Here is a 15,084-nt window from a genome sequence, read left to right on the forward strand (position 1 = left end):
CCAATTTGGTCGCAACGCTAGGTTCTTTAATTCGCCATGAAACATGGTGAAACCCAAGTCGCGATCGCGCCGCGAGACCGACATGCATCCTTGATGACAACTGCCCCGCGAGCTTGGCTTTGGAAACGTGAGCGACTTCAGCGAAGCGGGGGCAGCCGTCTGCCGCTCATTCGATGCCCTAGCAACGAATCAAGAACGCTCAGGCAAGGCTTCCATCAGCATTTGATACAGCACCAAACGCTCGTTGCCGTTTGCCAACGCGTTGGACTCGATCAATCGCGACTGAATGGCATCGGCTGAGACATCCATTCCGGCCAACAGCTCGCGAGCTTGCTGCCAAGTCGGCAACCAGACCATCGACGCGATCAAGTGTTCCATCGTTTCACTGCGGCGCAAGAAGTGTTTCAGATCGAGAATGAAGAAAACCCGATCGTGAAACGGTGAATCGTGCTCAATCAATGGCTCGCCGTCCCACACGAAATGTCCCGGCTCGGGTTGCCATGGCAAACCGGCCGCCTTCAGTTCGTGGGCCAACTGGATCTCTTCGGCAGAGTATCTCACGACGACTTCTTGATGATGCCTTTCTTCTTCGCGGCTGCTTTGGCAGTCTTCTTTTTCGCGGCTTTCTTCTTCGCCGTTTTCTTTTTGGCTGCCTTCTTAGCCGCCTTTTTCTTCACGGCTTTCTTCTTCTTTTTCTTCTTCGTCGGCCCCTTGGCGGCACGTTCGGCCAACAAGTCGAGAACACCCTCGTAAGTCATCTCTTTCGGATCGGTGCCACGCGGGATCGATGCGTTGGTTTCGCCATCGGTCGCGTAGGGACCAAAGCGACCTTCCAAGATCTTGATTTCGTTCTCAGTGACCGGGCTTGGCTTTTCGAACTTTTTGATTGGTTCCTTGGGAGCGGCACGTCCACGAGTCTTGGGTTGCTTGAGCAACTCGATCGCTTCGTCAAACGTCACGTCCAAAGGCGACTTGTCAGCCGGCAAGGAACGAGTTTCTTTGCCACATTTGACGTACGGTCCATAGCGTCCGTCGTGAGCCAAAATAGGCTCTTTCATTTCCGGATGCTCACCGAGATCTCGAGGCAATGAAAGCAGCTTGCAGGCCATTTCCAAATCGACGTCTTCGACGGCGATGGTTTTCAGGATCGACGCGTTCTTCTTTTCTTCGTCGTCCTTCTCGCCCATTTGGACGTAAGGCCCAAAACGACCGGCTTTGATGTAAATCGGCTTGCCCGTTTCCGGGTGAACTCCCAAAGGCTCATCTTCGCGAGCGGCGTCCTCGAACAACTCCATCGCACGGGCGAGAGTCATTTCGTCAGGTGCCATCCCATCCAGGATTGGAGCCTTGCGTTCGCCTTGCTCCAAGAACGGGCCGTACTTTCCGACTCGTACAAACACCTCTTCACGGTTTTCGCCTTCGGTTGGAATCCCCAACGAGAACTTCGCCGTGACGCGTGGATCGATTTCTTCGATCTTGCTTTCCAGACGAGGCTTCAGACCAATCGCAGCTTTTTCGTCGCCGGTTGGTTCGGCTTCATCGCCGAAGTAGAAGCGTTTGAGATACTGCAGGGACTCAGCCTCTTGGCGGCTGATCGTGTCCAGAAAATCTTCCATCTGAGCCGTGAAGTCGTAATCGACCAAAGGCTCGAAGTGAGTTTCCATCAATCGAATGACGCTGAACGCGGTCCAACTGGGGACGAGCGCGTTGCCCTTCTTGTAAACGTAGTCACGACGCTGAATCGTATCGATGATCGACGCATAGGTACTGGGACGACCGATCCCTTTCTCTTCCAAGGTACGTGTCAGTGATGCTTCGCTGAAACGCGATGGTGGCTGAGTCGTGTGGCTCTTGGGATCCAAAGTCGCGACCGACAAACCATCGTTTTCACTGACCGCTGGCAACAAGCGTTCTTTGTCGGCGAGTTCGGCTTCGGGATCGTCGCTGCCTTCGACGTAGGCTCGCAAAAAACCTTCGAACAAGATACTCGTGCCGCTAGCGGTGAAAGTGGTTCCGCCGCCTTCGATCGTGACGCTGATGCGTTGCTTTTTGGCATCTGCCATTTGACAAGCAACCGTTCGTTTCCAAATCAGTTCAAACAAACGGAACTGGTCTCGATCCAGTTCGTTCTGAACCGCGCCGGGAACACGGAATGGGGTACCCGCGGGTCGAATCGCTTCGTGAGCCTCTTGTGCGTTCTTGACCTTGCCTTTGTAGACTCGCACCGAGTCGTGCAAGAATTTCTCGCCGTACTCGCTGCGTACCAAATCCCGAGCCGCGTTGATGGCTTCCTTCGACAGCGTGGTCGAGTCAGTACGCATGTAGGTGATGTAACCGTTTTCATACAGCCGCTGGGCCGCTTGCATACAGCGACGTGCGGTAAAGCCGAGCTTCCGGTTGGCTTCCTGCTGCAACGTACTGGTCGTGAAGGGAGCCTTGGGACGTTCGGTGAACGGTTTGACTTCCACCTTCGTGACGCGAAAATTTTCCTTCTCGAGTTTCTGCTTCAATTCTTTGGCCTGCTGCTCATCCATTTGCAACAGCTCGGGATTGATCAATTGACCGTTGGTCGAATCAAAATCTTTCCCGGTGGGGATCTTTCGGCCATCGACGGTCGCCAACATCGCGGGCAGCGAGTCGCCATTGTCAGTCGTGAAGATCGCTTCCAAATCCCAATAGGTCGCATCGTGGAAGGCGATTCGTTCACGCTCACGTTGGACAATCAATCGAACTGCGACGCTTTGAACGCGTCCGGCCGACAGGCCACGCCCGACCTTCTTCCACAGCAATTGCGAAACGTCGTAGCCATACAAACGGTCCAAGATCCGGCGTGTTTCCTGGGCACGAACCAAACCATCGTCGATTTCACGAGGGTCTTCCAACGCGTGTTGGATCGCTTCCTTCGTGATTTCGTGAAAAACCAAACGATGAACGGGCACCTTCGGTTTCAGCAACTCGAAGAGGTGCCAGCTGATCGCTTCTCCCTCGCGGTCTTCATCCGTCGCGAGATACAGGCTATCTGCATCCTTGAGAGCGGCCTTCAATTTGTCGACTTGTTTCTTCTTGTCCGCCGGCACTATGTAGACCGGCTCGAAGTCTTTTTCGACGTTCACTCCCAGGTACGCCCAAGGTTCTTTCTTGAACTTTTTGGGGATGTCTTTGGCCCCACCTGGCAAATCGCGAACGTGTCCAACGCTGGCTTCGACCTGGTAACCGCTTCCCAAAAACTTCGAGATCGTCCGGGCTTTCGCGGGCGATTCGACGATCACCAAACTTTTGCTGGTCGATTTGGCCATGAGCAAGAACGAACCGATTCGAGGTGGAAAGATGGGGGTTTCAGAAGTGCGTGACTCGGGTTTGTCGCTCAAACCTGTCGCCTCGTCAACACGTCAGGTCGAGGACCGCGTCCGATCCAAGTGCGTTTTCAAGAACGTTTTCAGCTTTCGACTGCGTGCATGATCCACGTCAGTCAAATGAAATGTTAGCGTCACGCGTTCAGCGTCGCTGAGGTCCAAAGTGCCGGTGTCGGAGCGAGATTGAAGCACATCCAAAGCCAACAACTGCTCCAAATCGATCGCGGATTGCGGACCGCTCAATTTCAATCGAACACAGTTGCTCACTTTGGTTTCAACTTCCGCCCAGTGAGGCAACGGAACGTCCTCTTCACCCGATTCTAACCGAACCGATACACGGTCCGGGGCAGGGTACTCGACCGCACCTTCGCCCGCGACGTTTGACAACATCTCCAGCAAACCCTCGACCAACTCGAGCGGCCACTGAGGCGGTGCATTCTCGGGGAAACCTTTCGGCAAGGTGTGCCAACGACGTCCCAAGGCACGCCAAGGTTGCATCAACACGTTTGCCGAATCGTTTTCGTTTTCGACCTCCGCATCACTGGCCGGCAACGAAACTGGCCCGGGCGAATCCACGCGAAGGGTGACTTCGGGTTCCTCCGCGATTGTGTTCTTTGGCAACGTAGCAGAACTGGATTCCAACACTCGGCCGTTCACAGCGGGTTGCCAGTCGAGCACCTCGCGCGGCTCGGCCGTTCGCGTTCCCGCCAGTGCGTCCGCCAAGAACGGCGCGGTCGCGGAAACCCATTCGTCGTTTTCGCGATTGGCCGGGTCCGCCTTCGCAGCCAAACCTTCCGGGGTTCCGGCAAACACGACTTGCCCACCATGGACACCGGCACCAGGCCCGATGTCAATCAACCAATCGCAACACTTGATCACGTCCAAGTTGTGCTCGATCACAATCACGGAATTTCCGAGCTCGACCAAACGCTGCATCACAACCAGCAACTTTTCGATGTCGCCGAAGTGCAAACCGGTCGTCGGTTCGTCCAACAAGTAAATCGTGTGCCCGGTCGCCGGACGAGCCAACTCGGCCGCCAACTTCACCCGCTGGGCCTCTCCGCCGGAAAGGGTCGGAGCCGATTGACCGAGCGTGACGTAATCCAATCCAACATCGCAAAGCGTTTGGATGACGCGAGCGATCCGGGAATGCGAGGCAAACAACTCGACCGCTTCGCCGCATGGCATCTCCAACACATCCGCGATCGACTGCCCGTGCAGTTTGACTTCCAAGACGTCCTCGTTGTAGCGTCGTGCTCCACAATCGTCGCAAGGAACCCAAACATCCGGCAAGAAATGCATCTCGATTTTGCGTTGCCCGCTGCCTTCACACGATTCGCAACGACCGCCGGACACATTGAAGCTGAACGTTCGCGGCGTAAATCGACGTTCACGCGCGGCGGGCAAATCTGCGAAGAGTCCGCGGATCAAATCAAACACGCCGGTATAAGTCGCCGGGTTGCTGCTCGGTGAATTCCCGAGCGGTGATTGATCGACTTGGATGACTTTGTTGACGTATCGCAGACCATCGATCGCATCATGCTGACCGGGTTTCACCTTGGCCCGATGCAGACGTCTGGCCAAAACCGGATAGACGATGTCATTAATCAGCGAGCTTTTGCCGCTACCGCTGGGGCCCGTGATCGCAGTCAACACACCCAAAGGAATGTCGACATCCACGTCCTGCAGATTGTTTTCGCGAGCACCTTTGACGGACAAAAACTCCACCATCGGTTTGCCCGAATCGGAAAGCACCGGACGTCGAACCGCGGGCAACTCGATCTGTTTTACACCCAGCAAGTAAGGCGCCGTGACCGACTCGTCGGCTGGTTCAACCGCATTGGGTTTGCCCTGTGCGACCACGCGACCACCGTGGCGACCGGCTCGTGGCCCAAAGTCACACAGGTAATCGCTTCCTGAAATCACATCGTGATCGTGCTCAACGACCAACAACGTGTTGCCTTGATCTCGCAATCGATGAAGCGCCGCGAGCAATCGCCGGTTGTCTCGCGGGTGCAATCCAATCGTCGGCTCATCCAGCACATACAACACGCCGCACAAACCACTGCCAAGTTGCGATGCCAAACGAATCCGCTGAGCCTCACCGCCTGACAATGTTGGGGCACCGCGGTGCAGGGTCAGATAATCGAGCCCCACGTCACGCAAAAACCGGACACGAGATTGAACTTCGCGAATCAGCTCGCCAGCGATCTTCAATTCACGACGATCCAGATCCCACGAATCGACTTCTTCGGACAATCGATCCAGCGGCATGTGCACCAAGTCGCCGATCGTTAAATCTCGGAAACGCACGGCCGCTGAGTCATCTCGCAAACGCGAACCATCACAAACCGAACAATCAATTTCGGCTACGAACGCTTCCAATCGCATCCGCAATCCAGGCGTCAATCGCGACGCTTCCTCCAGTGCGGGGTAGAACCCTTTGAACTGGAACCGAAACAGCACGTTGCCTTCACCAAAGTGATCGCGAACTTCTTCGGCGTGTTCACTTTCGGTCGATGACTTCTCATCGGTCGTGTCGCCTTGGCGAACTTCGACCCAACGCGGCCCCAAACCATGAAACAAAATGCGACGCTGTGACACCGTCAACCGATCGATCGGCTGATGAATGGGGATGCCAGTCGTGCGAGAAAGCGCCCGCAACATCCAACGACTGACCGCGTGATCAACCGACGGCCACAGCAATGCGGCACCGTCAGCCAACGTTGTCTGAGGTGTTCCCATCAAGGACGCTGGATTGGTCCCCGTCTGGGTTCCCAAACCTTCGCAACCAGGACACCAGCCGATTCCTGAATTGAATGAAAAGTGGTGCGGAGTCAATTGCGAGAACGAACGACCACAGGACTCACAAACCAAGTGTTGACTGTGACGAAGGACATGCCAATCCCGCTCGGGCTGGTCCGAATCTGCGATCGCCAAATCCAACACTCCGACGCCCAACGACAACGCCTGTTCAACGCTGTCGCTGATCCGAGACTGTTCTTCGGGAGAGATCTTGATTCGGTCGACGACAATTTGAACCAAGTGAACTCGTCGCGGATCGAGAGCTTTCGCGTCGTCGAGCTCAACCGTCTCGCCATCGATACGAACACGGGAATACCCCATCGCGCGGTAGCTTTGCCACGTTGCAAGTGACGCTTCGCCGGACTGCACCTCAATCGGTGCCAGCAACAAAGCTCGCGTGCCCCTTGGCAATCCCATCACCTTGTCGATGATTTGATCGGGCGTTTGCGTTCCGACCGGTACCGCACAATCCGGGCAGTGCATCGTGCCGAGCTTGCTGTAGAGAATCCGCAAATAGTCATACACCTCGGTGACCGTACCGACGGTACTGCGAGGCGAATGCCCGAGGTTCTTTTGCTCGAGTGCCACCGCCGGCGACAGCCCTTCGATGCGTTCCGCTTTGGGCTTTTGAACCTGACCGATAAACTGCCGAGCGTAGCTGGACAACGACTCGACATATCGCCGCTGGCCTTCGGCGTAAATCGTGTCCATCGCCAACGAACTTTTGCCGCTGCCGCTGGGACCACAAAAGACTGTCATCGCGTCACGAGGAACTTCGAGGTCAACCGATTTCAGGTTGTGCTCGCACGCACCTTCGACCACCACATGCGTTCGTGACTTCGCCGGCGGAGCCACGATGTCGCGGATCGCTTGGCCACGTTTCTTGGCTTGCCTTCGTTTGATACCGAGCACTTCGGCGAGCGCTGCACCGGTGTAACTGTCGTCGACTTTCGCGACATCTGCTGGCCGACCTTCGCCAACGACTCGGCCGCCACCGGCACCACCTTCGACACCGATGTCGATCACCCAATCCGCGGTTTTGATCACGTCCAAATTGTGTTCGACAATTACAACCGTATTGCCGCGATCGGCCAAACGATTGATCACGCCCAACAACAAATCAATGTCGGCGAAGTGCAAACCAGTCGTTGGTTCATCTAGCACATACAACGTGCTTCCGGTGTCACGCCGACTCAATTCCCGCGAAAGTTTGATCCGTTGGGCTTCACCACCGGACAGGGTTGGCGATGGCTGGCCGAGCTTCAGATATTCCAGCCCCACATCGACCAGCGTCTGCAACTTCTCGGCGATCTTCGGAATGTTCTGAAACAAATCCAAAGCCTCCGAGATGTCCATATTAAGAACATCGGCGATAGACTTGCCTTTGAACTGCACCGACAACGTTTCGCGGTTGTACCGTTGGCCTTGGCAGACCGGGCAGGTCACCCAGATATCGGCCAAGAAATCCATTTCCAACTTGGTCGCACCGTTGCCGTCGCAACCAGCACAACGACCGCCGTCCACATTGAAACTGAATCGGCCGACCGAGTAACCACGTGCCTTGGCTTCGGGCAGCTTCGCGAACAGGTTGCGAATCTCGTCGAACACCTTCACGTACGTCGCGGGGTTGCTGCGAGGCGTCCGGCCAATCGGCGACTGATCAATCGCGATTGTCTTGTCGAGATGCTCGAGACCTTCGATGGAATCATGGTCGCCAACTTCCGCTTCAGCACCGTTGAGCGCATTGCGAAGAGCGGGTTCGACGATCCCACCAATCAACGAACTCTTGCCGCTGCCGGAAACCCCGGTCACACAGGTCACCACACCCAGCGGAATGGAGACATCGATGTCTTTCAGGTTATGAAACCGTGCCCCGCGAATGGTGAGTTGCTTCTTGGGATCAACCGGGCGTAGCTTTTCACTCGGCGTGATCGCGCGAGCACCTGACAAGAAAGCTCCCGTGACGCTTTGCTTCGATCGATGCAGGTCCTCGAGCGAACCGGCCGCCACGATGTGACCGCCTTTAACCCCGGGACCAGGACCGAAGTCCACAATCGTGTCAGCGGCTCGCATTGTGTCTTCATCGTGCTCGACCACGATCAATGTGTTGCCCGCGTCTCGCAAACGGGTCAACGTTGTGATCAAACGATCGTTGTCTCGCGGGTGCAAGCCGATCGAAGGCTCATCCAGAATGTACAGCACCCCCGACAAGCCCGAACCGATTTGACCGGCCAGTCGAATCCGCTGCGACTCGCCCCCGGACAACGTCGGCGCCGTTCGGCCGAGCGTCAAATATTCCAGCCCAACGCCGAGCAGGAATCCGATCCGTCCGCGAATTTCCTTGAGAGCTTCACCGGCGATTTGCGTGTCGGTTTTTGAAAGCGGAATCTCGCTAAAGAACTCCATCAACGAATCAATGGAGAGCTCGCACAATTCTGGCAGCGATTTGCTTTTCGATTCGGTAAAGTCTTTCGAGCCAGTCGAAATACGAACCGCGCAGGCCTGATCGTTCAGTCGTTTTCCATGACAATCCGGGCAATCCATCGTGTTCATGTACTTCTCGAACTGACGCAACTGCATCTTGTTGCGACTGGTTCGATAACGATCGAGCAACTCGGGAATGAAACCTTCAAAATTGCCGACGTACTTCTTTGCTTTGCGTCCACCTCGCCAAGTGAATTGCATCGAATCATCGGCACCCCACAACCAAATCTGGCGAGCGATCTCAGGCAATTTGTCCCAGCGGGTTTCCAGCATCGTGCCGGGTTCGAGTTCCAACTCCGCGTCCATTGCATCGGCAACGCCGCGATAGATGTGACGGCGATAGCGCCCCAGGTCTCCCCATTTGCCGAGCAGCGCGATCGCACCTTTGCGAATCGACAACGACTCATCCGGGATCAACAACTCAGGCACAAACGTGTACAGACGACCGATCCCGTCGCACGAAGCGCACATGCCTTGCGGACTGTTGAAGCTGAACAATTGGGGCGTCGGCGGTCGGAAACTTCGGCCACAATTCCCGCACGAATACTTCGACGAAAACAGTTGGTCATGACGAACCGGAGGCACATCCTCTCCGTTGGGCGGCCCCACCGAAGCAATCAGAGACGACTCGCCCAACTTCAGTGCCAATTCAACCGCTTCGACCAATCGCGGTCGTTCAATTTGGTCCGCGACGATTCGATCAATCACGACTTCCACATCGTGGCGACGGGTTCGATCCAACGGTGGTGGGTCGCTCAGCCGAAACGTTTCGCCATCCACACGAGCACGGTTGAAACCTTGTTTGCGGAGGTCTTCAAACAAGTCGCGGAATTCACCTTTTTGGCCACGGACCAGTGGGGCCATCACCCACAGTGTGCCATCTTCGATTGCGGCTTCGGTTTCGGAATCTTCGGACGACTGATCGTCTTGCCAACCATCGGAAGCCAATTCCAACAGACGGCTCACGATGACATCCGTCGTTTGAGCCGCGATCTCGACGTCACATGCCGGGCAGTGCCCAGTGCCAACACGAGCGTACAAGACTCGCAAGAAGTCGTAGATCTCCGTGATCGTGCCGACGGTACTGCGAGGATTGTTGCCGGTCGACTTTTGGCTGATTGAGATCGATGGACTCAGCCCAGTCACCAGATCGACATCGGGCTTGGGCATTTGCCCCATGAATTGCCGAGCCGAATTGCTCAGGCTTTCGACGTATCGGCGCTGACCCTCGGCGTAAAGCGTGTCAAACGCGAGCGAACTCTTGCCACTTCCCGATACACCCGAGAAACAAATCAGCTCCCCTCGCGTGAGCGTCAAATCGACGTCGCGCAAATTGTGTTCGCGAGCGCCTTTGACGATGATTTCCCGTTGCAACTTGTCCACTCATTGGGTCGGCGTTTGATACATCCATTCAGTCAGACGCATCGTCGAGAAAGTCAGTTCAGTTCGTCGGCGCGATCGGCTGGCCCGCACAAATGACGCTGCAAGTAGCTGGCTCGCTGGACATTCCGATCGCTGGTCGTCAACACTCGGCCGTGCAGCTTTTGCAAGTGAGCTGGCTGGGTGTGGATGAACAATTTGTTGATCGTTGCCAATTGCACGTCGTCGATCAGCCCCAGGTTCACGCCCATGCGAACCTTGGACAAGTAGTGCATCGTCTCTTCGCTGCTGATCTTCCGCGCCGTGCTGAGAATCCCCAGAGCGCGGCTGACATCGTCATGCAGATCTTGCTGGCCCTTGTCGATTAAAAATTCGCGAGCTTTGCGTTCGTAATCGATGATCCGCGGCACGACCTCTTGGCCGACCATTTCCAGCAACTCTTTCTCGGTGTGCCCGAGCGTTACCTGGTTGCTGACCTGATAGAAATCGCCTGTGTACTGCGAACCTTCACCGTACAATCCACGGACGGTCACATTGATCCGCTGCATACTGCGGAACACTTTTTCGATTTGCTGAGTGATCACTAAACCAGGCAAATGCAGCATCACGCTGACGCGCAGCCCCGTGCCAACGTTGGTTGGGCACGCCGTCAGGTAGCCGAATTTATTGTGAAAGGCGTACAGCACCTCGCCTTCGATCGCATCGTCGATCCGGTCGATTTGTTCCCACGCGCTAACCAGATCCAGACCACTGTGCATCACCTGAATGCGCAAGTGGTCCTCTTCGTTGATCATCACCGAGTATTGTTCGCTGGGATCAATCGCCACGGCGCGGCTGCCTTCCGAATCAGCGATTTCCCGGCTGATGAGTTGGCGTTCGACCAAAAATTGGCGATCCACCTCGCTCAGCGTCGCGATGTCGACGTAGGGGATTTCGTCCCAATCGGGCAAATTCTCCAGCCGCGAACGAACCTGACGTTCGATCTTTTCACGATCCTCGGGGCTGCATTTTCGGATGAATGGGAATCCCGCCAAATTGCGGGCCAATCGAATGCGGCTGCTGATCACGATATCGGATTCCGGGCCCGTGCCACGCAACCATTCACCGCTGTTTTTGACCAACACCGACAAGTCGGTGGCTTCTTTCATATCGCGTTTCCTCGACGTTTTGGCTCGCCTTGGATCGCGTTGATCTGATCTCGCAATTCGGACGCTCGTTCGTATTCTTCTCGTTCCACCGCGGCTTCCATTTCTTTTCGCAAACGGATCAGATCCGCCTGAGAATCCGCGGTCGCGGCCGCTCGTGTGGGCCGCTTTCCGGTGTGTTCCAGTGAGTCGTGAATGTTGATCAACAACGGTTTGAGGTCTGCTTCGAAGTGGTCGTAGTCCAGGGGGCACCCCAACCGTCCGGAATTGCGAAATTCAAAGAAAGTGATCCCGCAGACGGGGCATTCTTTTTGGTCCAGCTTCCGCAATTCTTCCTTGGTTTGGCCCAATTGCAGCTGCTTGGCCAAGGCACCCGCGACGCTGGAAACCGGCGTTGGTTCGCCCTTTTGCAACACGTTACGAGCGTGCTGCTCGCACAAGTGCAACACTTGCGGTCCATCGGGTTCGGTCAATTCGGTGATGTGGAAAGTCGCCGGCTTATCGCAGTACTGGCATTTCATGAGAGTCTCGCAGGATGGCTCGCTAATTTCGTGACACTGGTTCCGTGTCCTTGAACGTCCCGTGTTCAAGGCTCTCTGCTCTTCCGAGCTCTCTCACCCTGGATCGGGTCAAAAATTCTGCTCAGGAATCTTGCTCTGGCTTCCGTGGCACGATGCGGAATTCGCGATACGAAGCGAACTTCGCGGCACGTTTGCTGTCATGGTCGGCATCACGGCTCCGTGATGACCGCCCGTGGAGGCGGACTCGTTCACGCCTTGGAATTCTATCGCTGGCCAACCCGGTTTCCAAGCCCGCCGTCGCACTTCACACTATCGCAACGTCCCAACGCGCCGAAACTTCATGCTTGGAAACCTCATGCACCAACCGCCGCTTTCGTCGTTCGAATCGCTGGCCCGTCGGTTCGACTTCGTTCCCGTCTACCGACGCTTGCTTTCTGATACGTTGACCCCCGTCACGGCGTTCATGCACTTGGACGATGGGGGCCCCGCTTTCCTGATCGAAAGCGTGATCGGTGGCGAAAAGGTGGGACGTTTCAGCTTCCTGGGCTCTCGACCACTGGCCCGATTCACCGCCAAAGGCAACACGGTTCAGCGAACCAACCTGTCCACCGGCGAAGTCGTTGAATCCCAGTGCGACGATCCACTGAACGCGTTTCGTGAGAGTTTTCAGGACCGCACGGCAACCCTGGACGGGCTGCCTCCGTTCATCGGCGGAGCAATCGGGTACGCGGGCTACGATGTGGTCCGATATGTCGAGAATTTGCCGGACACCACCGAAGACGACCGAAACCTCCCCGACCTGAACTTCGCCTTTTATCACACCCTGTGTGTATTCGACCACGTCGACAAAACCATCACGGTGGTCTCCCTGGCCGATTGTCGCGGCATCGATGAGGAAACGGACTCAGCCGCCATTTCCGACGCTCGGCAAGCCGCCGCCGAAGAAGTCGACCAAACGATCAAGCGTCTGACGACCAGCCCACCGGATCTCCGAGTGGACGAGATCATCGAAGAAGACCAACGGCAACCGCTGCCGGTCGAGTCCAACTTCACCCGCGAGTCCTTCTGCGACGCGGTTCGCCACTGTGTCGAATACATTCGCGCGGGCGATATCTTCCAGGTCGTCCCCAGCCAGCGACTGACCGTCAAAAGCGACGTCGATCCTTTCGCGGTCTACCGATCGCTGCGAGTCGTCAATCCGTCGCCGTTCATGTTCTTCGTCCGCAACCCTGAATGCGTTTTGGTTGGTTGCTCGCCGGAGATCATGTGCCGGGTAAAAGACCGTGAGGTCACCGTGCGACCGCTGGCGGGAACACGGCCCCGTGGCGCGACTGAAAAAGAGGACAAGGCTCTCGAGAAAGATCTGCTGGCCGACCCCAAGGAACGTGCCGAACACGTGATGCTGGTCGACCTGGGTCGCAACGACATCGGCCGGATTGCCGAATTCGGCACCGTGGACCTGACCGAGATCATGGTGATCGAGCGATACAGCCACGTGATGCACATCAGCAGCGAAGTGCGAGGCAAACTGCGGGAAGGCCTGGACGCGTTTGATGCTTTGAAATCGTGCTTGCCCGCGGGAACCGTTTCAGGTGCTCCCAAAGTCCGTGCGATGCAGGTCATCGACGAGATCGAACCGCACCGTCGCGGCCCGTATGGTGGCGCGGTCGGCTACATCGACTACCGAGGCAACATGGACACATGCTTGGCGCTCCGCACGATCGTGCATCACAACGGGGCGTATCATGTGCAAGCCGGTTGCGGAGTCGTCGCCGACAGCAACCCCGACTCGGAATACGAAGAAACGCTCAACAAGGCCCGCGCCCTGATCGCCGCCATCGAGTGGACCATCGCCCGAGAATCCCGCAACGCCTGACACGATATCGCCCATCGACAACCACTCGTCGATTGTAACGAGTACTTCAATTTGGTTGACTTCCAAAGCGTCACCTCGGATACCAACCCAACTCCCAGTAGCGATTAGGAATTGCCAATATTTCACGAAAACTGCTCATCTCAACGCTCATCACGCAAATTTGAACATCGCTTGCAACAATGTCTTACAACAAAACAAAGCTTGCGGAATACCTTGAGAGAATCGTTCGGAACACGACCACGGATCGGACGCAAGTCAATTTAGATGAACCTGGTTCAATTCTCGGCGGATCTGGCTCGAGAGTGGAAATCACCGGAAGGGGTGGCAAACAGATACTCGGCCCGATGAACAATGCCGCTCACCCTACTCTCTACATCAACAGGGAAGGGGTAGCAGCAAAGAATGACTTTGCAAACGAGTGCTTAAAAGACAGAGAGTTTGCGACACGAGTTGGCAGTGTCGCTCTCTCAAAACAATTGGATGAAATACTAAAGACACTAGTGCCAAATGTGCCTTCAGACATCAACTATGTTGAAGTCGTTTCGAAAGACGTCTTGAAGAAGCTACGTTCGAGCATCGTCCGATGGCAAGTTAAGCTGCCGATTACTAACTTGCAAATCAACGACAGCACAAAGATCGGGAATGTTACATTCATGCCACGGTCATTCGGAGTTATCGAAAACACGAGAATGGCATTAGATCACCGAGGACCTGCCGATCACGCCGCTGACATCTTGGAAAAAGCGAATGTGCTCAATTTCATGAATGACATTGCGAATCAAGGATCGGCGTGGGCGTTGACCGAAGTTGATGCACATTCCGAGAGGATAGTCCACGCTGCCACCGAAGAAGTCGAAACGGCTGTAAACACAGTCCGTGCATTCACTCGGGTATTCCATTCGCTTTCAGCTGCCGCCGCCTTCGGTCTGCCGTATGAAATGCGGTCGGGTAATACTGGATACATTGCAACTTCTGACAGCGGAATAGAAATCAAATGGGACAGGAAGGGCTCCTACGCTCCGTTTACGATTAACAACTCTGTCCTCGGACATTTGAACGAACATTTCAACTTTGAGAATTTCTCCAGAATTGCCGGAACAAAGTGGGCTGAACTCAACACGCTTGAACATTCGTTAAGAGTTGCCACTCAATGGCTGGGCCGATCAATCGTCGCCACCACGCTCGCAGACGCCTTCACCCTGTGTGCGGTAAGTCTTGAACGATTGCTTGTCTGCGATGGCGAAGAGACGACTGTCGAAAAATTTGCTGACCGGTTGGCCTACCTTCTATCAAACGATGGCAGTGAACAGAAAGTAATTCACAAGGCATCCAAACGACTGTACGGCATTCGTTCCAAAATCGTCCATGCTGGGTTCGAAGCAGTTGAGACACAACAACGCCAAGAAATTGAAAACTTAGCGTTGAATGCGTTGCTCGCCGTCTCAAACCAACTACAAACGCTCGACACACACGCGAAGCTGCGTGGAATGCTACACGACAAAAAGTTTTCATAGCGCACA

General features: G+C 55.5%; 7 protein-coding genes. 2 read left to right on the forward strand and 5 right to left on the reverse strand.

Annotation, left to right across the window (positions count from 1 at the left end; all coding sequences use genetic code 11):
* Positions 1 to 189: 189 nt before the first annotated feature.
* The 5 genes from RE6C_RS26705 to RE6C_RS26725 are packed head-to-tail and all read right to left on the reverse strand — an operon-like array spanning position 190 to position 11,688.
* On the reverse strand, positions 190 to 561 hold the full coding sequence (locus RE6C_RS26705; protein WP_008661720.1) for a hypothetical protein: 372 nt from the start codon (positions 559 to 561) through the stop codon (positions 190 to 192).
* The gene (gene topA, locus RE6C_RS26710; protein WP_008661721.1) at positions 558 to 3,368 is read right to left on the reverse strand and encodes a type I DNA topoisomerase; all 2,811 of its coding nucleotides are present in this window, start codon (positions 3,366 to 3,368) and stop codon (positions 558 to 560) included. Before topA ends, RE6C_RS26705 begins: the two co-directional genes overlap by 4 nt.
* A gap of 21 nt (positions 3,369 to 3,389) precedes the next feature.
* Complete coding sequence (gene uvrA / locus RE6C_RS26715) at positions 3,390 to 10,025, reverse strand: excinuclease ABC subunit UvrA (protein ID WP_008661723.1); 6,636 nt, start codon at positions 10,023 to 10,025, stop codon at positions 3,390 to 3,392.
* A gap of 53 nt (positions 10,026 to 10,078) precedes the next feature.
* Entirely contained in the window at positions 10,079 to 11,170 is a 1,092-nt protein-coding gene (locus RE6C_RS26720) for a protein arginine kinase (RefSeq protein WP_007328432.1), read from the reverse strand.
* A complete protein-coding gene (locus RE6C_RS26725) occupies positions 11,167 to 11,688 on the reverse strand; it encodes a UvrB/UvrC motif-containing protein (RefSeq protein ID WP_007334154.1) in 522 nt (173 codons plus the stop codon). The genes RE6C_RS26720 and RE6C_RS26725 overlap by 4 nt, the downstream gene beginning before the upstream one ends.
* A 232-nt stretch (positions 11,689 to 11,920) precedes the next feature.
* Between RE6C_RS26725 and trpE the strand changes: the two genes are divergently transcribed.
* Complete coding sequence (trpE, locus tag RE6C_RS26735; protein ID WP_008661726.1) at positions 11,921 to 13,564, forward strand: anthranilate synthase component I; 1,644 nt, start codon at positions 11,921 to 11,923, stop codon at positions 13,562 to 13,564.
* Positions 13,565 to 13,743: 179 nt separating this feature from the next.
* Positions 13,744 to 15,078: a HEPN domain-containing protein gene (locus RE6C_RS26740; protein ID WP_008661727.1), complete on the forward strand. Its 1,335-nt coding sequence runs from the start codon at positions 13,744 to 13,746 to the stop codon at positions 15,076 to 15,078.
* Positions 15,079 to 15,084: the final 6 nt, after the last annotated feature.

This window comes from Rhodopirellula europaea 6C, assembly GCF_000338295.1.
Lineage (GTDB): Bacteria > Planctomycetota > Planctomycetia > Pirellulales > Pirellulaceae > Rhodopirellula > Rhodopirellula europaea.

Excerpts from the sequence above, each read along its gene's own strand:
- RE6C_RS26725 (WP_007334154.1), bottom strand. The coding sequence starts at position 11,688 with ATGAAATGCCAGTACTGCGATAAGCCGGCGACTTTCCACATCACCGAA.
- RE6C_RS26720 (WP_007328432.1), bottom strand. The coding sequence starts at position 11,170 with ATGAAAGAAGCCACCGACTTGTCGGTGTTGGTCAAAAACAGCGGTGAA.
- RE6C_RS26740 (WP_008661727.1), top strand. The coding sequence starts at position 13,744 with ATGTCTTACAACAAAACAAAGCTTGCGGAATACCTTGAGAGAATCGTT.